This is a genomic window from Hydrogenophilus islandicus (assembly GCF_054657095.1).
The window spans coordinates 22,329-44,120 of the sequence record NZ_BAAHXE010000016.1 but is presented as its reverse complement, the minus strand read 5'-3'; the positions used below and the strand labels follow the sequence as shown (position 1 = coordinate 44,120).

Here is a 21,792-nt window from a genome sequence, read left to right as displayed (position 1 = left end):
ACAAAGGTGATTTCGGAGCCTTTGCAACGACAGTCATTGGTACCCACAAGACGGTTGCCGCTTTCGACATAAATTCGTACTTCCCCCTCTTCCTCTACCCCGCTGATAGCAAGCAAGACGACCTTTTCACTGGCGTAACGTCCGCGGCGCGGAGACCCAACCTGAACCCAGAGCTCGTCGCCGCTTTGGCCGAGGCCTACGGGAAGTCCCCGACGCCCGAGGAGATCCTCCACTACGTCTATGCCGTCCTCTATGCCCCGTCGTATCGCGAGCGCTACGCAGACTTCCTGCGGTTGGATTTCCCCCGTATCCCCTTCCCCGCTGCGCGGGAGCTCTTTAGCGCGGTCGCGGGACTCGGCGCGCGGCTCGTCTCGCTCCATCTCCTTCGCTCCCCCGAACTCGACCCGCCGCTTGCCCGCTTCGAGGGGCAGGGGGAGAACGGCGTCGAGGGAATTGGCCGTGAGGGTTTGCGTTACGAAGAGAAAACCGAGCGCGTGTTCATCAATGCCACCCAGTACTTCGCCCCTGTGCCGCGCGAGGTGTGGCAATACGCGATCGGCGGCTATCAGGTTGCCGAGAAGTGGTTGAAGGATCGCCGCGACCGGCGGCTTACGCTCGACGAGATTCGCACCTATTGTCGCATCCTTACCGCGTTGTACCGGACGATCGCGCTCCAAGCAGAGATTGACGCCTATTATGCGCAGATCGAGGAGCAGACTTTGCCTCTTGGCAACACCCTTCTCCCGCGCCCCACGGGAAGCGCCTGCCAATCGGTGGTGTAGTTGGGTCCATTTTTCTGCGAGGTGGTAGAACAGTTGGAAGCTGTACGACTTTTCTCCAACGACTCTGGAGGATCACCCGAAAAGCTCACTGTGCGAGCCAAGCCTCGCCAGTCTCAAGGTGTCAGCACCCACCTTGCGGTAGATCAGCAGCAAATCAGGCTTGATGTGACATTCCCGGTAGCCTGCCCAATCGCCGCTCAGGTCATGGTCGCGGTATTTGGCATCCAGTGGCTGATCAGACGCCAGCGCCACAAGAACGAGCCTGAGATCGTTATCCAGCGTGGCTCGGTACCTCCCCTTCGCCTCACGCTTGTAATCGCGTTTGAAGGCTGATGAGCGCTCAATCGTCCGCATGCAGGTCTGCCATCAAGTCATCGACACTGGCGAACCTCTTTCCCTTCCCTGCCTCTAGCTCGGCAATGGCCTCGCGCGTAGCAGCGTTGGGCACCTTTACATCGAACGGCAAACGGCGTTCATCGGCTATGCGCCGCATCAGAAGACGGATAGCGTCAGAGATAGACAGGCCCATTGCTTCGAGCGCTTCGGCGGCGCGCTTCTTTGTGTTGGTATCAATGCGGGCTCGTACATAGGTGTCGGCAGTGCTCATGATGGTTTCCCTTGTCTCGGCTTTCGGCCTAAATTGTAGTCACAATGTGGCTAAAAAAACAAGGGCGTATCACAAAACAACAGCCCCGCCGCGCACCTTTGGTAGCGCCTGCCAATCGGTGGTGTAGTTGGGCGAGCGGCGGGTTTGGCGCATGTGCCAACAACGGCCGCTCTTCGCCGCGGCGATCGTGACGGTGTCGCGGCCAAAGCGCCGGTTGATCGCGTCGAGCGCCGCCATCGCTCGTCGCCGTTGCTCGGCGCGGGGGAGTTCCGCTGCGGCAAAGAGGTCGGGTTGCCAGCGCTCCTCGGGGAGCAGCTCAAGGAGGATGACCCCTGCCTTCTTGTAGCGGAGTCCCGCGGTGAAGAGGCGTGCAGCGAGGTCGTTGGCGGTGCGCGCAAGGGTGATCGCGTCGTTTGTCGGGAGCGTGAGGGGTGCGCTCTGAAAGGCGTGGACGTAATCGGGGGCAAAGGGGTTGGTTTCGAGAAAGACCCCGACTTCGTGCGCGAGCCAGCGGTGGGCGCGGAGCTTTTCGCTCGCGGCCGTGGCAAACGCGGTGAGCGCCGCCTGAAGGGTTGCAAGCTCGGTCACCCGTTCGCCGAAGGAGCGGGAGACGACGAGCTGCCGCTGAACAGGTTGGTCGGCCCACGCGAGTGCAGCTTCGCCCCGCAGCTCCATCGCCGTCCGCGCAAGGACTACGGAGAAGCGCCGCCGCAACCAGGTGGAATCGGCTTCAGCAAGCGCCCGCGCGGTGGTGATGCCCACCGCTTCGAGCTGGCGCGCGAGCCGTTTGCCGACCCCCCACACCTCAGCGACCGGAATCGTGGCAAGGAGCGCTAAGCGCGCCGCTTCGCCCCACGTGGAGAGGTCGCAGACGCCCTGCTCCCCCGCCCACCCCTTCTTCGCGCAGGCGTTCGCGAGTTTCGCCAAGGTTTTCGTCGGGCCGATGCCGACGCAGACCGGAAGCCCCAGTTGGCGGCGCACTGCCCGGCGGATCGCTTTTCCGTGTCCGGCGCGCGCAGCCGCTGGGAGCAGCGTGAGGTCGAGAAAGCACTCGTCGATTGAATAGACCTCTTGCCGCGGCGCAAACTCCGCCAAGAGGCGCATCACCCGGTTCGAGAGGTCACCGTAGAGGGTGTAGTTGGAGGAGAAGGCGACGATCCCGCAGCGTTCGGCGAAGGGTTCGAGTTCAAACCACGGTTGCCCCATCCGGATGCCGAGCGCTTTGGCCTCATTGCTGCGTGCGACGACGCAGCCGTCGTTGTTCGACAGGACGACGACCGGTCGCCCTTCCAGCTTGGGGTTGAAGAGCCGTTCGCAGGAGACGTAGAAGTTGTTGCAATCGACCAGCGCCCAGACGCGCGTCTCGCTCATCGCTTTCCTCCTCTACCGCAGTTTGCGGACAATCCCCACGACAACGCCCCAGACGAGGAGCGCTTTACCCCGCTCCACCGTCACGACGGTGAGTTCGCCGTCGACGACCGCAACCACCCAGTCGCCCACGTGAGGGGTGACGGCACGGTCGACGACGAGGATGTCGCCGTCGTGGATGCCGTAGGGGGTGAGCCGCTCCCCTTTTGCCCGCACGAAGAAGGTGGCGAGCGGATGGGCGATGAGGTAGCGGTCGAGACTGAGTGGTCTTTCCCACTCGTGTTCTGCGGGAGATGGAAAACCTTGACTGTACATATTTACAGTATTTTACGCCAAAAAAGAGCGAACGCTCGTCCGCCCTCCTCTACTTTACTGTTTCGCTTCGTTTGCTCCCTTCCCCGGTTTCCCTTCCAAGCGGTCGAGTTCACGGTCGAGCTCTTCGACCGAGGGAGGCTGGTAGGTGGGAACCGGCAACCCTCCCTCCTCCTCTTCCTCTTTCTCTTTCTCTTTTGCGGAGAAACGGACGTAGAGAACGCCCAGCTCATAGAGGAGGATGATCGGGACTGCGAGAAGGATTTGGGAGATCACGTCGGGCGGGGTGACGACTGCCGCGATCGCGAAGGCGCCGACGATCACATAGGGGCGCGCTTCGATCAGTTGCGCGAGCTCCACCACCCCCATCCGCGCAAGGAGCGCAACCGCGACGGGGACCTCAAACGCCACGCCAAAGGCGACGAACATCGTCATCACAAAACTGAGATACTGTTCGATATCGGGGGCGAGTTGCACGCTTTGCGGGGCAAAATCGGCGATGAAGCGAAAAACCGTCTTGAAGACAAAGAAGTAGCAAAAGGCCATCCCGAGGAGGAAGAGGATCGACGAGGTGACCACGAGCGGCAGGATCAGCCGCTTTTCGTGGGCATAGAGCCCCGGGGCGACAAAGGCCCAGATCTGGTAGAGGACATAGGGAAGTGAGACGAGAAACGCCAAGAGGAGCGTCACCTTCACCGGCACGAAGAAGGGGGTGACGACACCGGTGGCGATCATCGTCGTGCCCTGGGGAAGGGTCTGGATCATCGGGAGTGCCAAGAGGTCGTACCAGAAGTTCGCCCACGGGATGAGGACGACGGCGGTGATGATTACGGCCAAGGCGGCGCGCAGGAGCCGATCGCGTAGCTCCACGAGGTGCGAGATGAAGGTCTCTTCCTGCCCGTTCATGGCTGCTTCAGCCCGTTGTTGAGGAAGGTCTTCGCGGGTTGGAGATCACGGAGTTCCGGCGGGAGAAGCGATTCCGGTTGCGCGGGGTGCGGGGTTTCGCCCGGCGGAGGTGAGGGTGAAGCGGGCGCTGGCGTCACTCCCGCCGAAGGCGATGCGGTGATGTCAGTTGGAAGTGGTGCGGCGTTCTCGCTATTCGGAGCCGGTGCGCTGGCGCTTTCTGCCGAGGGAGCGGTTGTGTTCTCGGCGGAAGTGCCGGCGTCGCTACCGGTTGCGCTGCTGGATGGCGGCGGTTCGGTTTCGAGTGCCCGTTGCGCTTCGTTGAGGTTGTGTTGCACCTGCGCCACCTGCTGCTGCATTTCGCTTTCAAACGCCCGGGCTTGCGCTTGAATCTGCGCCTCCAGCTTCTTGAGCTCTTCCAGTTGAATTTCCCGTTCGATGTCGGCCTTGACGCTCGCGGCGTAGCGTTGCATGCGCCCAAGAAGGTGGCCGACGGTGCGCGCCACCTTGGGCAAGCGCTCGGGTCCCAGCACGATCAGCGCGACCAATGCGGTTAGGACGAGCTCAGAGAAGCCGATGTCGAACATCGTGAGACCTCAAAGAGGGGCGTTACGGACGTTTTTCTCGGATCTGCCCTTCGATCACCGTCGCTTCGTTCGGTGCAGCGGTGTTCATCGCTGACGGAGCGGACGCGGGTGTTGCCGACGGGTTGCTGCTACCAGCAGGAGCTCCCGCCTCTTTGGCGACTACGGCACCCTCGGTCTTCTCCCCTTCACTTTCGCCGCTCTTCATTCCCTCTTTGAAGCCGCGGATCGCGCTTCCCAGATCTTGCCCGATGTTGCGCAGCTTCTTCGTGCCAAAGACCAGAATCACGATGAGCAGCACCACCAACCAGTGCCAAATGCTGAACGAACCCATGTTGTGTGCTCCTTGCCAAAAAGCGTTGCTGCCATTATCCCATAAGCAGGGCAAAACGGGTGCTCACCATTTGATCATCGCGGGCAACATTCTGCTCCCGCCCAGGATGTGGACGTGGAGATGCATTACCTCTTGCCGGCCGATCCGGCCGGTGTTGATGATCGTCCGCCACCCCTCCTCGAGCCCAGCGGCAAGCGCCGCCTTGGTTGCAGCGACCATCACGCGGCCGATCGTCTCGGTATCGGCGTCGGTGAGCTCTTTGGTCGAGGAAATATGGCGTTTCGGAATCGCCAAGAGGTGGACGTCGGCCTGTGGATGGATGTCGTGAAAGACGAGCGCGTGTTCGTCTTCATAGACAATCTTCGCGGGAATCTCCCCTTTGACAATCCGGCAGAAGATGCAGTTGGGGTCGATGTTCGGCTCACTCATCACTCAGCTCCTTGCAGGAATCACTCTGACGATTTGACAACCGCCTCGGCCGCCTCGGCTTGGGCGAGCCGCGCCCGCTTCTCGTCAATCCCCGATACCCCTTCGCGGCGGCGGAATTCGGCCAACACATCTTCGACCGAAAGTCCCATGTGGGCGAGCAGCACCAGCGTATGAAACCACAGGTCGGTCACTTCCCACACGAGATGAAGACGGTCACCGTCCTTCGCGGCCATGATCACCTCGGCGGCCTCTTCGGCAACCTTTTTGAGGATCGCGTCGGTCCCCTTCTGGTAGAGCTGGGAGACATAGGATTGCGACGGGGGGGCCGACTTGCGCTCGGCAAGGGTTTGCGAAAGCCGCAGCAGCACTTCATGGTCGATCATCGGTAGATCTCCTTGGGATCGCGTAGAACCGGTAGTGTCTCACACCACCCCGTTTCGGGCGACCATTCGCGGTAAAAACAGCTTTTGCGCCCCGTGTGGCAGGCGATTCCACCCTTTTGCCGGACGGTGAGGAGCACGGCGTCGCCGTCGCAATCGAGCCGCACCGCGACGACCTCCTGTTCGTGGCCCGAGGTCTCCCCCTTGCGCCAGAGTTGTTGGCGGGAGCGCGACCAGTAGACGGCGCGCCCCGTGCGCAACGTCTCGGCGAGCGCGTCGCGGTTCATCCACGCGATCATGAGCACCGTGCCGTCGTCGGCGTCCTGCGCAATCGCCGCGATCAACCCGTCAGCCCCCCACGCGACCGCGTCGAGTGCTGCGGCGATCGCTGCCTCGTCAGGGGCGTTGGCAAGTGGCTGGTGAGCTACCATCGCACCGAAACTCCCGCTTCGGCCATCGCCGCTTTGGCCTGGGCGATGGTGTATTCGCCAAAGTGAAAGATCGACGCCGCCAGGACCGCGTCGGCGTGCCCTTCGGTGACCCCTTCGACAAGGTGGCGCAGCGTTCCGACTCCGCCTGAGGCGATTACCGGGACGGGGACGGCGTCGGAGACGGTACGGGTGAGTTCAAGGTCAAACCCCTGCTTCGTCCCGTCCCGGTCCATACTGGTGAGGAGAATCTCCCCTGCCCCCAACTCACAGACGCGGAGGGCCCACTCGACCGCGTCGAGCCCGGTGTCGCGCCGTCCGCCGTGGGTGAAGACGTGCCACCGCCCTGGGGCGACCGCCTTGGCGTCGATCGCGACGACGATCGCCTGCGAACCGACCCGGTCAGCCGCGCGCGCCACCAGCGCCGGGTCGAGAACCGCGGCGGTGTTGATGCTCACCTTATCCGCCCCAGCAAGGAGCAGCCGCCGCACGTCGTCGACGCTGCGCACGCCCCCACCCACAGTGAATGGAATGAAGACACATTCGGCAACTTTCGCGACGATCTCGAGCATGATCGCCCGCTCGTCGCTACTCGCGGTGATGTCGAGGAAGGTGAGTTCGTCCGCCCCTTCGGCGTCGTAGCGCTGGGCGATCGCGATCGGGTCCCCGGCGTCGCGCAAGCCGACGAAGTTGACCCCTTTGACGACGCGTCCGGCGTGGACGTCGAGACAGGGGATGACCCGTTTGGCGAGCGTCACGGGTGGGGTGCTCCAGAGGTGCCCGCTTTGTGCGCGGCGCAAAGCGTATCGGCACGCGCTTGGGCTGCGGCGAAATCGAGTGTCCCTTCGTAGATCGCCCGACCGGTGATGGCGCCGAGAATTCCTTCGTCGGCCACCGCACAGAGCGCTTCGACGTCCGCGAGCGACGCGATGCCGCCTGAGGCGATCACCCAGGTCTGCTCGAGTGCCCGCGCGAGGCGCACCGTCGCGTCGATATTGACGCCGGTGAGCATCCCGTCGCGACCGATGTCGGTGTAGATGATTGCGTCAACGCCATACTCCTCGAACTTGCGCGCGAGGTCGACGACGTCGTGGCCGGTTACTTTCGACCAGCCGTCGGTGGCGACCTTCCCCTCTTTGGCGTCGAGCCCGATCAGGATGTGGCCGGGAAAGGCGACGCACGCATCCTGCACGAGCCCCGGGTTCTTCACCGCTGCCGTGCCGATGATGACGTAGTCGATCCCCATATCGATGTAGCGTTCAATGGTGTCGAGGTCGCGGATTCCTCCCCCCAGCTGCACCGGGATCTCCTCGTCGACGGCCTCGAGAATCGCTTCGATCGCCTCGAGGTTTTTGGGCCGTCCGGCAAAGGCACCGTCGAGGTCGACGAGATGAAGGCGCCTCGCCCCCTGAGCGATCCAGTGGCGGGCGACTGCTGCCGGGTCGGTGCCATAGACCGTAGCCTCTTGCATCCGCCCCTGCTTGAGGCGGACACATTGCCCATTTTTGAGGTCGATCGCCGGAATCAACAACATGGCGGTAGGTCCTAAGCGATGGATGAAACCGTTTGAGCCCAAGTGATGAATCGTCTAAGGAGCGCCAAGCCGTTTTCGCCGCTCTTTTCGGGGTGGAACTGGGTAGCGATGAGGTTATCGTGCGCAACGGCGCAGGTGAAACGGACGCCGTAATCGCACGTCGCGAGCGTTACCCGCTCCTCTTGTGGGATGACGTAGTAGCTGTGGACGAAGTAGAAGCGCTTCCCGGTCTCGCTTTCAGGGAGGACCGGATGGGAACGAGTGAGCGTAATCGTGTTCCACCCCATGTGCGGCACTTTGAGGTGTTCGTGCCCCGTCTCAAACGCACGACTGTGCGGGAAACGGACGACGCGGCCCGGGAGGATCCCCAGCCCCGCGACATCCCCCTCTTCCGAATGGTCAAAGAGAAGCTGCAAGCCGACACAGATCCCCAAAAAGGGGCGATGGGCTGCTGCCCAGCGAACGGCGTCGGTGAGCTCTCGTGCGGTGAGCGCGGCCATGCAGTCGGCAAACGACCCTTGCCCGGGGAAGACGACGGCGTCGCTCCCGGTGATCGCATCGGCAGTAGACGCGAGCGTCACCGTCGCCTGAGGGGCGACGTGCTCGAGCGCTTTTTGCACCGAGCGGAGATTCCCCATCCCGTAATCGACCACCGCGATGCGCATCGCCACCCCTTCAGCCAGCCAGCGACCCTTTGGTCGAAGGAATCTCTTGGGCGAGCCGTTCGTCGCGCGCGACCGCCATGCGCAGCGCCCGCCCCAGCGCTTTGAAGAGGGTCTCGGCTTGATGGTGGGCATTCACGCCGGTGAGGTTTTCGGCGTGGAGGGTCACCGCGGCGTGATTGACGAAACCCTGAAAAAATTCGCGCACGAGCTGGGTGTCGAAGCGACCGATCTTCTCGGCGGTAAACGCGCAGTGGAAAACGAGCATCGGCCGGCCCGAGAGGTCTACCACGACTCGCGAGAGCGCCTCATCGAGCGGCACATAGGCGTGGCCGTAGCGCATCACGCCCCGCTTGTCGCCCAGCGCCTTGGCAAACGCCTGCCCGAGGGTGATGCCGACATCTTCGACCGTGTGGTGGTCGTCGATATGGGTATCCCCCCGCGCTTCGATCGTGAGGTCAAACGCCCCGTGGCGCGCAATCTGGTCGATCATGTGGTCGAGGAAGGGAACGCCGGTGGCGATCTGTGCTTTCCCCGTGCCATCGAGATGAAGACGCACAGTGACGCTCGTCTCGGCGGTGGTACGCGTCACTTCGGCAGTGCGGGCGGTCATCGTGTCCATGCGGTTGGGTGTAGCTGAGCAATCGTCATGATACCATTTTACCGACAATCGCCAAGAGACGCCGATCGATGACCGACGAGACCTCACGCTACTGGAATCCGCGCGTTGCGCTCCTCACCCCCTACCTTCCCGGGGAGCAACCGCGCATCGCGAATCTGGTGAAGCTCAACACCAACGAACTCCCCTATCCCCCTTCGCCGCGGGTGGTCGACGCGATCACGCGCGAGCTCGGCGAGCCGCTGCGCCGCTACCCGGACCCAGAGGCGAAGGGGTTGCGCGACGCGATCGCCCGCCGCTACGGGGTTGACGCCAATTGGGTCTTCGTCGGCAACGGCTCGGACGAGGTGCTGGCGTTTGCCTTCCAGGGGCTCTTGGGCCACCGCGGGCCGGTGCGCTTTCCCGAGATCACCTACAGTTTCTATCCGGTCTATTGCCGGCTCTATCAGCTCCCCTTCGAGACGACGCCGCTGGAGGCCGATTTTTCGTTGGCGATTGCGCCGCTCCTCGCCCCCGGCGCGGGCGGTGTCGTTTTCCCGAACCCCAACGCCCCGACGGGGATTGCGCTGCCGCGCGACACGGTCGAGGCGATTGTCGCTGCTCACCACGGGAAGGCGGTTGTGCTCGTCGACGAGGCCTACGTCGATTTTGGCGCGGAGAGCGCGGTGCCGCTCACCCACCGCTACGACAATCTTCTCGTCGTCCAGACCTTTTCGAAGAGCCGGGCGCTTGCCGGGTTGCGGGTCGGTTTTGCGATCGGCCAGCCGCCATTGATCGAGGCGCTCACCCGCATCAAGGACAGCTTCAATTCCTATCCGCTCGATCGGCTGGCGCAAGCAGGGGCGATCGCGGCGCTCGAGGACGAGGACTATTTTGCCCAGTGCCGCAGCGCGGTGATCGCGGAGCGTGAGCGGCTCGTCGCAGCGCTCACGGCGCTTGCCTTCGAGGTGTTGCCGTCGCAGGCGAACTTCCTCTTTGCCCGCCAACCGATGCACCGCGGGGCGGAGCTCTACGCGCGCCTCAGGGAGCGGGCGGTGTTGGTCCGCCACTTTGCCCGCCCTGAGCGGATCGCCGACTTTCTCCGCATCACGGTGGGGAGTCCTGCAGAGAACGACGCGCTCATCGCGGCGCTGCGCGCGATTGTGGGCGGGGATGCTGAGCAAGGAGCGCCTCAAGCGCCGCTTCGACCTGGTCGGTGAGCGCTTTGGGCATCGTGATCGGTCGCCCCCATTCGCGGGCGGTCTCGCCCGGCCACTTGTGGGTGGCGTCGATCCCCATTTTGCTGCCGAGTCCCGCAACGGGTGAGGCAAAATCGAGGTAGTCGATCGGGGTGTTCTCAACCATCATCGTGTCGCGCGCGGCGTCCACTCGGGTGGTGAGGGCCCAGATCACCTCAGGCCAAGAGCGGATGTTCACGTCGTCATCGACAACGATGATGAACTTGGTGTACATGAATTGGCGCAGGAACCCCCAGATGCCAAACATCACCCGCCGGGCGTGGCCGGGGTAGCCCTTCTTGATTGCGACGAGCGCAAGGCGGTACGAACACCCCTCTGGGGGGAGGTAGAAATCGACGATCTCGGGGTATTGGCGCTGCAAGAGCGGCACGAAGATTTCGTTCATCGCCATCCCGAGCACCGCCGGTTCGTCGGGGGGTTTGCCGGTGTAGGTGGTGTGGTAGATCGCGTCGCGCCGCATCGTCACGCGCGTGACAGTAAGTACCGGAAATTCGGCCACTTCGTTGTAGTAGCCGGTGTGGTCGCCATAGGGGCCTTCAAGGGCGCGGTCGTTGGGGTGGATCCACCCTTCGAGAACGATCTCGGCGCGCGCAGGGACTTCGAGGTCGCCGACACCGGCTGCGGTGAGTTCGCTCTTCTCGCCGCGTAGGAGCCCGGCAAATTGGTATTCTGAGAGGGTGTCGGGGATCGGAGTCACCGCGGCGAGGATCGTCGCCGGGTCGCAGCCGAGGACCACCGCGACGGGAAAGGGCTCGCCCGGGTGGGCGCGTTGGTGTTCGGCAAAATCGAGCGCCCCGCCGCGGTGGGCGAGCCAGCGCATGATCACCCGGTTGCGGTCGATGAGCTGCTGGCGGTAGATGCCGAGATTTTGCCGCTTTTTGAGCGGGCCGCGCGTCACCACCAACCCCCAGGTGATGAGCGGCGCGACATCTTCGGGCCAGCAGCGCTGGATCGGGAGTTGCGTGAGGTCAACGCTGCTCCCCTCCCACACCACCTCGTGGCACGGCGCGCGGGAGACCCGTTTGGGGCTCATGTCGAGCGCGCGGCGAAGGATCGGGAGCTTCTCCAGGGCGTCGCGCCAGCCACGCGGCGGCTCCGGCTCTTTGAGGTAGGCGAGCAGCCGCCCGAGGTCGCGCAGCGGCTCGCGCCAGTCGCCCGATTCGGGGAGCTCGTGGCCCATCCCCCAGACGATTCGCTCAGGGGTGCCGAAGAGGTTGGTGAGCGCCGGGTAAGCGTAGCGGCTACCGTCAGCGCGCGTCGGGCGGGTGAAGAGGAGCGCTGGGCCGGCACGTTTGAGCGCCGCGTCGCTCCACGCGGTCATCTCGAGGTCGGGATTGACGGGGGCGTCGACCCGCAGCAGCTCCCCTCGCCCTTCGAGAAAGGTGAGAAAGGCGCGAAGATCGGGAAAACGCAACTCATTGGCCATAGCGCTGCTCCCCTTTCGGGACGTAGATTTCGATCGGGACAAAGCCGAGGTTGAGCCCGAGCCGCGTCTGCTCGAGGTTCGCGAAGCGCCGGTCGACAAAGGCGAGGGTCTGGCGGCGAACGAGGAAGGTGTAGGGTTGCTCTTCGACAAGGATCCGCTCCGCCTGCCGCCAGAGCACCATCCGTTTCGCTTCGTCTACTTCACTGCGCGCCGCTTCGATGAGGCGGTCAAACTCGGCGTGGCGGAACGAGACGAAGTTATCCCCGCCCGGTCCCGCTTGGGAGGAGTGGAAGATCTGGTAGAGGTCGACTTCGACCCCCGAGGTCCACCCGAGCGTGATCGCGTCGAACCGTTTCTGGTTGAGGCGCTCGAGCATCACTGACCACTCAGCAGGGTCGGGTTCGAGGAGAATGCCGGCACGGGCGTAGAGGTCTTTCAAAAGGAGCACGAGGCGGCGGGTGTCGTCGTTGTCCTGGAAGAAGGTGAGTTTGAAGCGGAAGAGCTCCCCGGTGCGATTGACCAAAAGGCCGTCGTCGCGCCGCGTCCAGCCGGCGGCGGAGAGGAGTTGCAGCGCCGCGTCGAGGTTCGCCGTCTCGGGCACGAGCGCGGGGTCGTGCTGCGGGCTTCGCGGGTTGAAGGGGCTCACCGCCGGTTCGGCGTAGCCGAGGTAGATTTCGCGGATGATCCGCTCGCGGTCGGTGAGGAGCGTCATCGCCTGCCGTACCCGTTTGTCGCCAAAGGGGGTCGGTTTGCCGTCGCGCTCCGGGTTCCACGCGATGAAGCTGTAGCCGGCGGTGGGGGCAAGGTATTCGAAGCGGCGAGCGCGTTCGGCAAGACGCCCGTCGCTCTTGAGCCGCTCATATTCGACGGGGCGGGCGCCGTAGAGGTCGATCTCGCCATTTTTGAACGCGGTCAAACGCGCCGTCTCGTTGGTGATCACCTTCCACACCAGCCGCTCGAAGGGGGGCGTAACAGGCCCCCAGTAGCGCGGGTTGCGTTCGAGCTCGACGATCCCAAGGTCAGCCCGCCACGATTCCGGGTCTCGCAGCCGGTAGGGGCCCGTGCCGAAGAGGAGCGCGCGCGAGCGGTTGAACTGCTCCGGTTCGGCCAAAAAGCGCTCGTAGAAGTGGCGCGCGAGGATCTCCATGCCCCCTGCGAGCGATAGCGCGTCGAAATAGGGTTCGCGGAAGCGAAACTGGACGGTGCGGGCGTCAAGCGCTTCGACGGCGGCGATCTTCTTCAGGTAGGCGCGGGCACGCGGCGCAGCGATTCGTTCGTCCATCACAAAACGGAAGGTAAAGGCGACATCCTCGGCGGTCAGCGGGACGCCATCGGAAAAGCGCACCCCGGGGCGGAGCCGAAAGGTGAGGGTCGTCCCATCAGGCGAAAAGGACCACGATTCGGCAAGTAACCCCCGCCACGCGAGCGTTTCGGGGTCGCGGGTGAGCAGCGACTCCATCACGTACGACTGCACCTCGGCCGCGTAGGCGTCGGACGAGACGTAGGGGGTGAGGGTCGCGATGCCGGTGGGAAGCGCGCGGACGAACCAGTCCCCTTCAGCGAAATCGGGGTGGGTGCGCGCCGCAGCGGCGCGGGCAAAGGCGCCGAGCGCGTCGCGGCCACTTGGAGGTGCGGAAGATGGCGTCGCGGCGGCACTGCTCGCGCCCTGCGTCTCCGATGCAGAGGTCACGGCGTGCTCGAGGCGCGCCGCCACTTCGGCGAGCTGCCGGTTGGCGTCGCGTAGATCGCGTTGTAGCTCGGCCACTCGACTCTCGAGCCGCCCGACGCGCTCCCAGAGGCGGTCGTTCTGCCACATCGCAAGGAGCACCATGAGCGCCAGAGTCGCCCAGCCAAGCCACGCGCGCCCGCCGTTCATGCTACGCTCTCAGCACCAGCCAACGCCGGAACAATCCGCGTTGCCGTTGCGGTGGTGGCACGTGCGATCGCCTCTGGGGTCGATCCCCGGAGTTCGGCAAGAAAAGCGCAGTAGCGCACCAGATCCTCAGGGAGCGTCCGGCGTGGAGTGCGGCTTGCGGCCCACGCGGGGGGAATGTCGGGGGCGTCGGTCTCGAGCACGATTCCTTCGAGCGGTAGCGTCCGCGCCAGGTGCTGCAGGTGGTGCGCACGCGCGTGGGTCATCGCGCCGCCAAAGCCGAGCGCGAAGCGGTGGGCGATCAGGTCTTCGGCTTGCGCAACCGAGCCGTTGAAGGCGTGGATGATCCCGCCCGGGAGTTTCGCGCGGCGCACGCGCAGCCGCACCTCCTCAACCGCCCGCCGCGCGTGGCAAAGGACCGGCAGCTGCAGTTCGGCAGCAAGCGCGAGTTGCGCTTCAAACCAGACCACCTGCCGCGACCAGGCGGGGGTGGTGACGAAGCGGTCCAAACCGATCTCGCCGATCGCAACTGTCTCGTGCGTGGCGATCCACTCGGCAAGGGCGCGACACCCCACTTCTGCTGCCTCTTCGTCGGAAAGGGTGCGCCCCACCTGCGCTTCGGCCCAGGCGTGGGCAGCGTCGACGTAACAGGGGTGAACGCCCCACGCGTGGCGCACCCCAGAGAGGTGGGCGAGCTCCCCCCACTGGAGGGGCCACTGCGCCGGTTCGACTGCGGGGATGAGCGCTGCGGCGACACCGCCATTCTGGGCGCTTTGCCAGAGGGTGTCGAGGTCGGCGGCAAACTCCGCCGCGTCGAGGTGGAGGTGGGTGTCGATGAGGGGTGCAGCCATCGCCGATCAGAGTGTGCCTTCCGGGGGTGGGGTGTGGCGGTAGCTGGGGGCACGCTTTTCGATGAAGGCGTCGATCCCCTCCTGCGCGTCGGGGTGCATCATGTTGCAGGTCATCACTTCGGACGCGAGCGCGTAGGCGGCGTCGATTCCCATTTCGAGCTGGCGGTAGAAGAGCGACTTCCCAAGCGCAAGCGACGCGCGCGGTTTCGCTTTGATCGAGGCGGCGAGCTCAGCGATTGAGCCGTCGAGTTGCTCAAGCGGCACGACGCGGTTGACGAGCCCGAGCTGCTGCGCCCGCTCGGCGGAGATGAATTCGCCAGTGAGCAGCATCTCCATCGCGGGCTTGCGGCCAATGTTGCGCGAGAGGGCAACGGCGGGGGTCGAACAGAAGAGGCCGACGGTGATCCCCGAGACGGCAAAGCGGGCTGTCTCCGAAGCAACAGCCAGGTCGCAGGTGGCGACCAGCTGGCAACCGGCAGCCGTGGCGATCCCATGGACCCGGGCGATCACCGGCACGGGGAGTTCCATGATGGTGCGCATCATCTTGGTGCAGAGGGCAAAGAGGTCCCGCTGAAAAGCGGGGGTGCAGTTCGCTCGCATCTCTTTGAGGTCGTGACCCGCGCAGAAGGCCTTCCCCGCGCCCGCGATGACCACCACCCGCACCTCGTCGTTGCTGCGCGCCCGCTCGAGCGCCGCGACCATCGCTTCGAGCATGGCGCGCGACAGCGCATTGAACTGGTTGGGGCGGTTGAGGGTCAGCGTCAACACCCCCGCTTCCAGATGCTCCAGGACATAAGGTTCTTCGCTCATCTCACTCTCCTTTAGTGGGGTTACTCAATTGCCTCTTGCGACCGCGCCTGCTGCCGCAGGATGAACTTCTGGATCTTGCCGGTCGAGGTCTTAGGAAGCGGCCCGAAGGTGAATTTTTTGGGGATCTTGAACCCTGCGAGGAACTGGCGGCAGTGGTTTTGCAACTCTTCGGGGGTGACGGTTGCCCCTTCGCGCAGCTCGACAAAGGCGTGAGGCACTTCGCCCCATTTCGGGTCGGGGGAAGCGACGACCGCCACCGCCATCACGGCGGGGTGTTTGTAGAGCGCGTCCTCGACTTCGATCGACGAGATGTTCTCTCCCCCCGAGATGATGATGTCTTTGGCGCGATCTTTGATCTTCACGTAGCCGTCGGGTTCGAGCACGCCGAGGTCGCCCGTGTGGAACCACCCCCCGCGAAACGCCTCTTCGGTTGCGGCGGGGTTCTTGAGGTACCCCTTCATCACGAGGTTGCCGCGAAACATCACCTCCCCCATCGTTTCGCCGTCCCGTGGCACCGGCGTCATCGTGTTGGGATCGAGGACCGAGATCGCCTCCTGGGCGTGGTAGGGTACCCCTTGGCGGCCGTTGAGCCGCACCTGTTCCGCAAGCGGCAACTGCGCCCACTCGTCGTGCTTGGCGCAGACGGCTGCCGGGCCGTAGGTTTCGGTGAGACCATAGACGTGGGTGATCTCAAAGCCGATCTCGGCCATCGCTTGCAGGACCGCAGCAGGCGGTGGAGCGGCGGCGATCAGCCCCTTCACCGTGCGACCTCCTTTCCCTTCGCGCCATGAGGCAGGGGCGGCGTTGGCAATCAGACTGTGGACGATCGGCGCGCCGCAGTAGTGGGTGACGCCGTGCGTCTCGATCGCCGCCCAGATGAGCTTCGGATCGACGCGCCGCAGACAGACGTTGACGCCGGCGTTCGCGGCGATTGTCCAGGGGAAACACCAGCCGTTGCAGTGGAACATCGGGAGCGTCCAGAGGTAGACGGCGTGGTGGGGCATCCCCCACGAGACGATGTTCGACAGGGCGTTGAGGTAGGCGCCACGGTGGTGGTAGACGACCCCTTTGGGGTTACCGGTCGTCCCAGAGGTGTAGTTGAGCGAAATTGCGTCCCACTCGTCGTCGGGGGTGCGAAGACGAAATGTGGGGTCGCCCCCTGCCAGGAGCCCTTCATAATCGAGCGTGCCGATGAGCTCGCCCGGGCCGGTGTATTCGGGGTCGTCGACGTCGATCACCACGATCTTGCGATCGATGCGCGCCAATGCCGCCTTGACCGTTGCCGAGTATTCGCGATCGGTGATCAACACCTTCGCTTCGCCATGTTCGAGGATGAAGGCGACGGTCTCGGGATCGAGCCGGGTGTTGATCGTGTTCAACACCGCGCCACTTCCCGGAACGCCGAAGTGGCATTCGAGCATCTCGGGGGTGTTGTTGAGGATGACCGCCACCGTGTCATTTTTGTCCACCCCCAAATGGTGGAGCGCAGAAGCAAGGCGGCGCGCCCGTTCGGCGAACTGCGCCCAGGTGTAGCGGCGGTTTCCATGGATCACCGCGAGCCGTTCGGGGTAGACCTGGGCGCTCCGTTCGAGAAAACTCAGCGGCGTGAGCGGTACATAGTTGGCGGCGCACCGGTCGAGTCCGACTTCATACGCTTTGGTCATTGTCTCCTCCTTTCAGGCTTTCGGGTAATCGGAAAAGTGTTCGGGCGTTTTCGGTCGTCCGTTCGGCAAAAGCGGCAAAAGGGAGCCCCAGCCACTCGGCGAGAAACTCGGCGGTGTGGCGGACGAACGCCGGCTCGCACCGTTTGCCGCGGTGGGGTACCGGCGCGAGATAGGGTGCGTCGGTCTCGACCAAAATCCGGTCGCGAGGAACAAAGCGGGCGACGTCGCGCACCGCTTCGGCGTTTTTGAAGGTGGCGATTCCCGAAAACGAGATGTAAAAACCGAGGTCGAGCGCCTTTTCGGCTACTTCGCGGCTCTCGGTAAAGCAGTGCATCACGCCGCCCACAACCTCCGCCCCTTCGTCGCGCAAAATCGCGAGGGTGTCATCGGCTGCGGCTCGGGTATGGATCACGAGCGGCAACCCCACTTCACGCGCGGCGCGGATATGGGTGCGAAACCGCTCGCGCTGCCACTCGGGGGCGTCGGTGAGGCGGTAGTAGTCGAGCCCCGTCTCGCCGATCGCGACCACCTTCGGGTGGTGCGCAAGCGCCACCAGCCGTGCTACGGTCGGCTCTTCGACCCCTTCGTTGTCGGGATGGACCCCGACCGTGGCCCAGACGTGGGGGTTTGCTTCGGCGATGGCGAGCACCTTCGGGGCATGCTCCAACGTCGTCCCGATCGAGATCGCGGCGGCGACCCCGTTCTCCTCCATGTGGGCAAAGAGCTCGTCGAGCCGTTCGACCAAGCCAGGGAATTCCAGATGACAGTGGGTATCGATCAGTTGTGCCATTGTCGCTTTTCGTTTCGCAGTCACAAGGTGTGGGTGGTCTTGCCGGAGCCGATGAGCGCCCCCAGTTTCTGTTCGATCATCGCCTTGACTTTGGGGGTGAGGTCACTCTCATCGAAATGGACCCCGACCCCTTGGACCCGCCCGCCGGCGACGTTGGGGGGGTTGATCCACGCAACGGTTCCCGAAAGGAGGATCGGTTCCGTTTCGTCGGGAAGCTGGACGCGGAGGAAGAGGGAGTCGCCCAGTTCAAAGGGGCGCTGCGTCGGGACAAAGAGTCCGCCCCGTTTCAACCACGGCATATAGGCGGCGTAAAGAGCCGATACCGCTTCGATATGGACCGCCAAAACGGTCGTTCGCGCTGTACTTGCCTCGCGTTTCTCGTCACTCACCACGCACTCCGTCTCGGTAGGTGAACCACAGCGTCTCACAGAGCGACCCGACGTTCAAGGGGTGGTCGCTCCACGGGGCGAGACGAGCCGCTGCCTGTGCGATTTTGAACCACTCGGTGGCGCTGCGGCGTGCCGCCACGGCAATGAGCTGAGACGCAGCACTGGGATAGTGTAAGCGGTTTGGGGCGTTGCGGCAAGCGTCGCCCAACGTGGCGAGCTGGATGAGGTCAAAGAGCCAATAGTGAAACCAGCGGAGCAACTCGGCAAAACGGAGCGGCGCCTCCCCCGAACGCTCCCCTTTGAGCCGTTGCGCCCATTCCAGAGCCACTGCAACCGGTTGCCGCCAGACGCGCTCGGCGGCATCGCGGACAAAGGCGGAGCGCAGCTCGGCACGCCCCTTTTCGAGGTCCGCCAACGCCGCAAGAGGAGCTCCTTGGTGCAACGTGAGCGCCTCGGCGAGTTGCGCGTCGGTGTATTGAGCTTTCGTTCCCGAGCGCGCGGCAAGGGTGCGCCGCAACCACACCCGACCCTCCTCAAACGGCAACGGGGCGACGCGCCACTGCTGGGTGCGGCTCACGATCGTCGGTAGAAGCCGCCCCGGTGCGTCGGAGACCAGGAGAAAAAGCACACCGCGCGGCGGCTCTTCGAGGGTTTTGAGAAGGGCGTTCGCGGTGAAGCGGTTCATCGCTTCTGCGGGGTGGATGACGACTACCCGCCGCTCGGCGTGGGCGGTGAGCGCAAGCTCCTCTTGGAGCGCGCGTACGGCGTCGATTGGGATCGCGCGCTCGTTCGCATCGAGCGTAAGCTCAAAGCGGTCGGGGTGGGCTTCACCCGCGTCGAGTTGGCACGCGCGACATTGGCCGCACGGCTCGAGCCGGGGCGGGGGTTCGGCGCAGAGCCAACGGCGGGCAAGGTGCGCAGCCAAAATCCGTTTCCCAACCCCCTGATGGCCGGTGAGGAGCAACGCCTGCGGCGCCCGTCCCTGCCCCCACGCGGCGACAAAACGCTCGACCCACGGGCGCAGCCAAGGAGTGTGCGAGAGATCGTTCATGATCGCTCTCCCCCACGGGCAAACCAGCGCGAGGAGACTTCGTGCACCACCCGGTCGCGCTGCGCCGCGATCGGCAACTGCGCGTCGATCCACACAAAGCGCGCAGGATCGTGCGCGGCCCGTTCGCGGTAGGCGCTCTGGACGCGGCGAAAGAAGGCCGCCGCTTCCCGCTCGAAGCGGTCAGCGTTTCCCCCCTCTTCGCGCGCAGTGCGTCGCCGCGCCGCGACCTCCACCGGGAGGTCGAAAAGGAAGACAAGATCGGGTTGGAGCCCTGCCCGCGTCCATTCGTCGACCAAGGTGAAACGCTCTTTGGCCACCCCTCTTCCCGCGACTTGGTAGGCGTAGGAGGCGTCGGCGAAACGGTCGGAGATCACCCAGCGGCCGGCAGCGAGTGCCGGTTCGATCACCTTCACGATGTGTTCGCGCCGCGCGGCGCAGAGGAGCAGCAGTTCGGTTTCGGGGTCCATCTCGTGGTGCAGCACCAGGGAGCGGATCGCTTCACCAATCGGGGTGCCACCCGGTTCGCGGGTGGTGACGACGGTGACCTGCTGCGCCGTGAGCCACTCAGCAAGCGCCGCAATCTGGGTGCTTTTGCCCGCGCCGTCGATCCCTTCGAAGACGATAAAACGCCCCCGTTCGCTCATCGCTGCTCCTCGTGTAGCGCGCTCTTTTTCGCCCCGCTGCCTTCTGCGCCTCGCATTGTCTTTCGGTACTGCTCCACCGCGCGGTTGTGTTCCGCAAGGGTGCGGGAGAAGATGCTCGTCTCGTCCTTGCCGCTCGCGACGAAATAGAGGTAGTCGCTCTTTTCGGGGTGGGCAACCGCGGTGAGCGCCGCAAGCCCGGGTAACGCGATCGGCGTCGGCGGGAGTCCCGCGCGCGTGTAGGTGTTGTGCGCACTCGCGTGTTGCAGGTCGCGGCGCGTGAGCGTCCCGTCGTAGGCGGCGCCGAGCCCATAGATCACCGTGGGGTCCGATTGCAGCGGCATTCCGCGCCGCAAGCGGTTGATAAAGACCGATGCCACTTTGGCGCGGTCGTCCGGGTGCCCCGTCTCCTTCTCGACGATCGACGCGAGAATGAGGAGCTCTTCCGGACTTTTGAGTGGAAGATCGGGGTCACGCTCCGCCCAGACTTTCGCAACGATCTCCTGCATCCGCTCGTGTGCCATGCGGTAGATCGTCCGGTCGCTGCTCATGCGGTCAAAGAGGTAGGTATCGGGGAAAAACCACCCCTCGGCGTAAGGAACTTTCGCGCCGATCGCGCGGAGGATCGTCGCCTCCTCGGCCCCCGCCAAGGTGTGTTCGAGATAGGGGTGGGCGTCGATCGCTGCCTGCATTTGGCGAAAGGTCCACCCTTCAACGATCGTCAAGCGGTCGCGGATCACCTCGCCCCGTTCGACCTTCTCCAACGCGCTCCGCGGCGTTGTCGCCGGCGCGAACTGGTAGTACCCCGCCACCACCTGTTTCGGGCGAAGATCCCACACGAGCGCCCGCCAAAGGAGCGCATGGCCGCCCAGTTTTTCCGCAAGGAGCTCGGCGGCTCGATTGACGCCACTTCCCCGAGGGATGACCACGGTCACCCCCTCTTCGGGAAGCAGAAGCGGCGACTCGCGCCACGTGACGAACGCCACCCAACCGCTGACAGCCACCGCAATGGGGAAGAGGAGCAGGAGAACGAGGAGCATCCGCACCTTGCCGCGCAGATCGCGACGACTCTTCCGTTTCACTGGCGGCTTGCGGCGAGCGACGGTGGCTCTTCTGGACGATTGCATGGGTTCGATTCTAGCGAATTTTGCGATAATTCCGCGCATCACGGACGAACGCGAGTGCGCCGATGACGAACGACGCCCCCTACGCGCCCCAACAAACCTTCGCAACTGTACAGGTGAGCGGGCCCGAAGCTGAGGCTTTTCTCCAAAGCCTCACCTGCAACGATGTTACCCAGCTCACCGCACCCGAGGTGTGGCAGTGGAACGGGCTCTGCACCGCGAAAGGGCGACTGATCGCCCTCTTTTGGCTCTCGCGGCCAGCAGCAGCGCACTACCAGATTACCATCGACGTGGAGAGCGCCGAGTTTCTCCAGGCGACGCTTCTCAAGTACCGCTTTCGGCGCAAAGTCACCATCGAGTTGGGCGAAGCGCGAAGCGGCCCCAGTTGGGCGACCTTCATCGCCGAAGGGTGGCCGTGGATCGTGCCGGTGAACCGCGAGCAGTTTCTGCCGCAGTGGGTCAATCTCGACCTCCTGGGCGGCGTCAGTTTTCAGAAGGGGTGCTACCCGGGACAGGAGATCGTCGCCCGCACCCGATACCTGGGCGAGGTCAAACGGCGGATGGTCAAAGTGGTCGGAGCAGGCGAGATACCCGAAGCGGGAGCGCCCTGTTTCAGTCGTGTGCTCGGTGAGCAGGCGGTAGGTCGTGTGGTCCTTGCCGCTCCTGACGCTTCCGGATTTGTCGCGCTTGTGTCGCTCCTCAAAACCGCGGCGCAAGAGGGGGTGGTGCAGGTCGGGTCGCCCGAGGGGGTAGAGGCGAGGATCGTTCCCCTTCCCTACCCGCTCGACGAGGGCTCGAGATGAACGGTAAGCGCTACGCGACGCTCGTCGGCAACGCCCTCCTCTTTGTTGCTTTTGTGATGCTGCTCTATTTTGGAGCGCTCTGGGAGCGTTTCGGGGTCGGCGCGTTTCTCCTCTGGATGGGAGTGGCCGCTGCTGGGGTCTATGCGATCATGAACGGCGGGGATCCTGGCGACCCCAACTGATTGGCCTC

General features: G+C 64.3%; 28 protein-coding genes. 4 read left to right on the top strand and 24 right to left on the bottom strand.

Translation table 11 applies throughout. The features are described from left to right. Nucleotides 1-782: type ISP restriction/modification enzyme (locus ACYQ6T_RS06435; protein ID WP_459828952.1), on the top strand; the 782-nt coding region annotated here is incomplete at its 5' end. A gap of 72 nt (nucleotides 783-854) precedes the next feature. On the opposite strand, the gene ACYQ6T_RS06430 is transcribed toward ACYQ6T_RS06435, so the two are convergent. From ACYQ6T_RS06430 to hisB, 14 genes are all read right to left on the bottom strand, one after another. After that, nucleotides 855-1,136, bottom strand: coding sequence for a type II toxin-antitoxin system YafQ family toxin (locus ACYQ6T_RS06430; RefSeq protein WP_459828950.1), 282 nt, complete (start codon nucleotides 1,134-1,136; stop codon nucleotides 855-857). After that, complete coding sequence (locus ACYQ6T_RS06425) at nucleotides 1,123-1,392, bottom strand: type II toxin-antitoxin system RelB/DinJ family antitoxin (protein ID WP_459828961.1); 270 nt, start codon at nucleotides 1,390-1,392, stop codon at nucleotides 1,123-1,125. The genes ACYQ6T_RS06430 and ACYQ6T_RS06425 overlap by 14 nt, the downstream gene beginning before the upstream one ends. Before the next feature lie 66 nt (nucleotides 1,393-1,458). Then, nucleotides 1,459-2,760 (bottom strand): Y-family DNA polymerase, encoded by a 1,302-nt coding sequence (locus ACYQ6T_RS06420; protein ID WP_459828947.1) that lies wholly within the window; start codon nucleotides 2,758-2,760, stop codon nucleotides 1,459-1,461. A 12-nt stretch (nucleotides 2,761-2,772) separates the two neighbouring features. Continuing rightward, the gene (locus ACYQ6T_RS06415; RefSeq protein ID WP_459828944.1) at nucleotides 2,773-3,072 is read right to left on the bottom strand and encodes a LexA family protein; all 300 of its coding nucleotides are present in this window, start codon (nucleotides 3,070-3,072) and stop codon (nucleotides 2,773-2,775) included. Between the two features lie 54 nt (nucleotides 3,073-3,126). Beyond that, nucleotides 3,127-3,975: a twin-arginine translocase subunit TatC gene (gene tatC / locus ACYQ6T_RS06410; protein WP_459828942.1), complete on the bottom strand. Its 849-nt coding sequence runs from the start codon at nucleotides 3,973-3,975 to the stop codon at nucleotides 3,127-3,129. Beyond that, entirely contained in the window at nucleotides 3,972-4,559 is a 588-nt protein-coding gene (tatB, locus tag ACYQ6T_RS06405; protein ID WP_459828940.1) for a Sec-independent protein translocase protein TatB, read from the bottom strand. The genes tatC and tatB overlap by 4 nt, the downstream gene beginning before the upstream one ends. 22 nt (nucleotides 4,560-4,581) lie before the next feature. Continuing rightward, nucleotides 4,582-4,890, bottom strand: a complete 309-nt coding sequence (gene tatA, locus ACYQ6T_RS06400) for a Sec-independent protein translocase subunit TatA (protein WP_459828937.1) — start codon at nucleotides 4,888-4,890, stop codon at nucleotides 4,582-4,584. 63 nt (nucleotides 4,891-4,953) lie between these two features. Beyond that, nucleotides 4,954-5,319, bottom strand: coding sequence for a histidine triad nucleotide-binding protein (locus tag ACYQ6T_RS06395; RefSeq protein ID WP_459828934.1), 366 nt, complete (start codon nucleotides 5,317-5,319; stop codon nucleotides 4,954-4,956). 20 nt (nucleotides 5,320-5,339) lie between these two features. Beyond that, entirely contained in the window at nucleotides 5,340-5,702 is a 363-nt protein-coding gene (locus ACYQ6T_RS06390) for a phosphoribosyl-ATP diphosphatase (RefSeq protein ID WP_459828932.1), read from the bottom strand. Beyond that, a complete protein-coding gene (gene hisI / locus ACYQ6T_RS06385; RefSeq protein WP_459828929.1) occupies nucleotides 5,699-6,130 on the bottom strand; it encodes a phosphoribosyl-AMP cyclohydrolase in 432 nt (143 codons plus the stop codon). The genes ACYQ6T_RS06390 and hisI overlap by 4 nt, the downstream gene beginning before the upstream one ends. After that, complete coding sequence (gene hisF, locus ACYQ6T_RS06380) at nucleotides 6,124-6,885, bottom strand: imidazole glycerol phosphate synthase subunit HisF (RefSeq protein WP_459828927.1); 762 nt, start codon at nucleotides 6,883-6,885, stop codon at nucleotides 6,124-6,126. Before hisF ends, hisI begins: the two co-directional genes overlap by 7 nt. Further along, a complete protein-coding gene (gene hisA / locus ACYQ6T_RS06375; RefSeq protein ID WP_459828926.1) occupies nucleotides 6,882-7,661 on the bottom strand; it encodes a 1-(5-phosphoribosyl)-5-[(5-phosphoribosylamino)methylideneamino]imidazole-4-carboxamide isomerase in 780 nt (259 codons plus the stop codon). Before hisA ends, hisF begins: the two co-directional genes overlap by 4 nt. Before the next feature lie 11 nt (nucleotides 7,662-7,672). Further along, nucleotides 7,673-8,326, bottom strand: a complete 654-nt coding sequence (hisH, locus tag ACYQ6T_RS06370) for an imidazole glycerol phosphate synthase subunit HisH (RefSeq protein ID WP_459828924.1) — start codon at nucleotides 8,324-8,326, stop codon at nucleotides 7,673-7,675. A 10-nt stretch (nucleotides 8,327-8,336) separates the two neighbouring features. After that, the gene (gene hisB / locus ACYQ6T_RS06365; protein WP_459828922.1) at nucleotides 8,337-8,936 is read right to left on the bottom strand and encodes an imidazoleglycerol-phosphate dehydratase HisB; all 600 of its coding nucleotides are present in this window, start codon (nucleotides 8,934-8,936) and stop codon (nucleotides 8,337-8,339) included. Between the two features lie 77 nt (nucleotides 8,937-9,013). Between hisB and hisC the strand changes: the two genes are divergently transcribed. Next, complete coding sequence (hisC, locus tag ACYQ6T_RS06360; protein WP_459828921.1) at nucleotides 9,014-10,141, top strand: histidinol-phosphate transaminase; 1,128 nt, start codon at nucleotides 9,014-9,016, stop codon at nucleotides 10,139-10,141. Here the strand turns inward: hisC and ubiD are convergent. The 10 genes from ubiD to mltG are packed head-to-tail and all read right to left on the bottom strand — an operon-like array spanning nucleotide 10,062 to nucleotide 20,802. Next, the gene (ubiD, locus tag ACYQ6T_RS06355; protein ID WP_459828960.1) at nucleotides 10,062-11,594 is read right to left on the bottom strand and encodes a 4-hydroxy-3-polyprenylbenzoate decarboxylase; all 1,533 of its coding nucleotides are present in this window, start codon (nucleotides 11,592-11,594) and stop codon (nucleotides 10,062-10,064) included. The genes hisC and ubiD overlap by 80 nt on opposite strands. Before the next feature lies 1 nt (nucleotide 11,595). Beyond that, a complete protein-coding gene (locus ACYQ6T_RS06350; protein ID WP_459828919.1) occupies nucleotides 11,596-13,482 on the bottom strand; it encodes a peptide-binding protein in 1,887 nt (628 codons plus the stop codon). Further along, entirely contained in the window at nucleotides 13,479-14,330 is an 852-nt protein-coding gene (locus ACYQ6T_RS06345) for a TatD family hydrolase (protein WP_459828917.1), read from the bottom strand. Before ACYQ6T_RS06345 ends, ACYQ6T_RS06350 begins: the two co-directional genes overlap by 4 nt. Before the next feature lie 6 nt (nucleotides 14,331-14,336). After that, entirely contained in the window at nucleotides 14,337-15,140 is an 804-nt protein-coding gene (locus ACYQ6T_RS06340; protein WP_459828915.1) for an enoyl-CoA hydratase, read from the bottom strand. 20 nt (nucleotides 15,141-15,160) lie between these two features. Further along, complete coding sequence (locus tag ACYQ6T_RS06335; protein ID WP_459828913.1) at nucleotides 15,161-16,804, bottom strand: acyl-CoA synthetase; 1,644 nt, start codon at nucleotides 16,802-16,804, stop codon at nucleotides 15,161-15,163. Continuing rightward, the gene (locus tag ACYQ6T_RS06330; protein WP_459828911.1) at nucleotides 16,788-17,594 is read right to left on the bottom strand and encodes a TatD family hydrolase; all 807 of its coding nucleotides are present in this window, start codon (nucleotides 17,592-17,594) and stop codon (nucleotides 16,788-16,790) included. The genes ACYQ6T_RS06335 and ACYQ6T_RS06330 overlap by 17 nt, the downstream gene beginning before the upstream one ends. A 20-nt stretch (nucleotides 17,595-17,614) precedes the next feature. Next, a complete protein-coding gene (locus ACYQ6T_RS06325) occupies nucleotides 17,615-17,983 on the bottom strand; it encodes a PilZ domain-containing protein (protein ID WP_459828909.1) in 369 nt (122 codons plus the stop codon). Continuing rightward, complete coding sequence (locus ACYQ6T_RS06320) at nucleotides 17,976-19,034, bottom strand: hypothetical protein (RefSeq protein ID WP_459828907.1); 1,059 nt, start codon at nucleotides 19,032-19,034, stop codon at nucleotides 17,976-17,978. Before ACYQ6T_RS06320 ends, ACYQ6T_RS06325 begins: the two co-directional genes overlap by 8 nt. Then, complete coding sequence (gene tmk, locus ACYQ6T_RS06315; RefSeq protein WP_459828905.1) at nucleotides 19,031-19,678, bottom strand: dTMP kinase; 648 nt, start codon at nucleotides 19,676-19,678, stop codon at nucleotides 19,031-19,033. The genes ACYQ6T_RS06320 and tmk overlap by 4 nt, the downstream gene beginning before the upstream one ends. Continuing rightward, the gene (mltG, locus tag ACYQ6T_RS06310; RefSeq protein ID WP_459828903.1) at nucleotides 19,675-20,802 is read right to left on the bottom strand and encodes an endolytic transglycosylase MltG; all 1,128 of its coding nucleotides are present in this window, start codon (nucleotides 20,800-20,802) and stop codon (nucleotides 19,675-19,677) included. Before mltG ends, tmk begins: the two co-directional genes overlap by 4 nt. 62 nt (nucleotides 20,803-20,864) lie before the next feature. Between mltG and ygfZ the strand changes: the two genes are divergently transcribed. Together ygfZ and ACYQ6T_RS06300 are read left to right on the top strand one after the other, a co-directional pair. Beyond that, the gene (gene ygfZ / locus ACYQ6T_RS06305) at nucleotides 20,865-21,602 is read left to right on the top strand and encodes a CAF17-like 4Fe-4S cluster assembly/insertion protein YgfZ (protein WP_459828901.1); all 738 of its coding nucleotides are present in this window, start codon (nucleotides 20,865-20,867) and stop codon (nucleotides 21,600-21,602) included. After that, nucleotides 21,599-21,784: a hypothetical protein gene (locus tag ACYQ6T_RS06300; RefSeq protein ID WP_459828899.1), complete on the top strand. Its 186-nt coding sequence runs from the start codon at nucleotides 21,599-21,601 to the stop codon at nucleotides 21,782-21,784. Before ygfZ ends, ACYQ6T_RS06300 begins: the two co-directional genes overlap by 4 nt. Nucleotides 21,785-21,792: the final 8 nt, after the last annotated feature.

Coding starts and splice junctions, on each gene's coding strand:
- tatA (WP_459828937.1), bottom strand. CDS start 4,890: ATGGGTTCGTTCAGCATTTGGCACTGGTTGGTGGTGCTGCTCATCGTG.
- tatC (WP_459828942.1), bottom strand. CDS start 3,975: ATGAACGGGCAGGAAGAGACCTTCATCTCGCACCTCGTGGAGCTACGC.
- hisC (WP_459828921.1), top strand. CDS start 9,014: ATGACCGACGAGACCTCACGCTACTGGAATCCGCGCGTTGCGCTCCTC.
- ACYQ6T_RS06340 (WP_459828915.1), bottom strand. CDS start 15,140: ATGAGCGAAGAACCTTATGTCCTGGAGCATCTGGAAGCGGGGGTGTTG.
- ACYQ6T_RS06420 (WP_459828947.1), bottom strand. CDS start 2,760: ATGAGCGAGACGCGCGTCTGGGCGCTGGTCGATTGCAACAACTTCTAC.
- hisA (WP_459828926.1), bottom strand. CDS start 7,661: ATGTTGTTGATTCCGGCGATCGACCTCAAAAATGGGCAATGTGTCCGC.
- ACYQ6T_RS06390 (WP_459828932.1), bottom strand. CDS start 5,702: ATGATCGACCATGAAGTGCTGCTGCGGCTTTCGCAAACCCTTGCCGAG.
- ACYQ6T_RS06335 (WP_459828913.1), bottom strand. CDS start 16,804: ATGACCAAAGCGTATGAAGTCGGACTCGACCGGTGCGCCGCCAACTAT.
- hisH (WP_459828924.1), bottom strand. CDS start 8,326: ATGCGCATCGCGGTGGTCGATTACGGGATGGGGAATCTCCGCTCGGTG.
- hisI (WP_459828929.1), bottom strand. CDS start 6,130: ATGGTAGCTCACCAGCCACTTGCCAACGCCCCTGACGAGGCAGCGATC.
- ACYQ6T_RS06395 (WP_459828934.1), bottom strand. CDS start 5,319: ATGAGTGAGCCGAACATCGACCCCAACTGCATCTTCTGCCGGATTGTC.
- tmk (WP_459828905.1), bottom strand. CDS start 19,678: ATGAGCGAACGGGGGCGTTTTATCGTCTTCGAAGGGATCGACGGCGCG.
- ACYQ6T_RS06320 (WP_459828907.1), bottom strand. CDS start 19,034: ATGAACGATCTCTCGCACACTCCTTGGCTGCGCCCGTGGGTCGAGCGT.
- tatB (WP_459828940.1), bottom strand. CDS start 4,559: ATGTTCGACATCGGCTTCTCTGAGCTCGTCCTAACCGCATTGGTCGCG.
- ACYQ6T_RS06345 (WP_459828917.1), bottom strand. CDS start 14,330: ATGGCTGCACCCCTCATCGACACCCACCTCCACCTCGACGCGGCGGAG.
- ACYQ6T_RS06430 (WP_459828950.1), bottom strand. CDS start 1,136: ATGCGGACGATTGAGCGCTCATCAGCCTTCAAACGCGATTACAAGCGT.
- ACYQ6T_RS06415 (WP_459828944.1), bottom strand. CDS start 3,072: ATGTACAGTCAAGGTTTTCCATCTCCCGCAGAACACGAGTGGGAAAGA.
- ygfZ (WP_459828901.1), top strand. CDS start 20,865: ATGACGAACGACGCCCCCTACGCGCCCCAACAAACCTTCGCAACTGTA.
- ACYQ6T_RS06350 (WP_459828919.1), bottom strand. CDS start 13,482: ATGAACGGCGGGCGCGCGTGGCTTGGCTGGGCGACTCTGGCGCTCATG.
- ACYQ6T_RS06330 (WP_459828911.1), bottom strand. CDS start 17,594: ATGGCACAACTGATCGATACCCACTGTCATCTGGAATTCCCTGGCTTG.
- mltG (WP_459828903.1), bottom strand. CDS start 20,802: ATGCAATCGTCCAGAAGAGCCACCGTCGCTCGCCGCAAGCCGCCAGTG.
- ACYQ6T_RS06300 (WP_459828899.1), top strand. CDS start 21,599: ATGAACGGTAAGCGCTACGCGACGCTCGTCGGCAACGCCCTCCTCTTT.
- hisB (WP_459828922.1), bottom strand. CDS start 8,936: ATGACCGCCCGCACTGCCGAAGTGACGCGTACCACCGCCGAGACGAGC.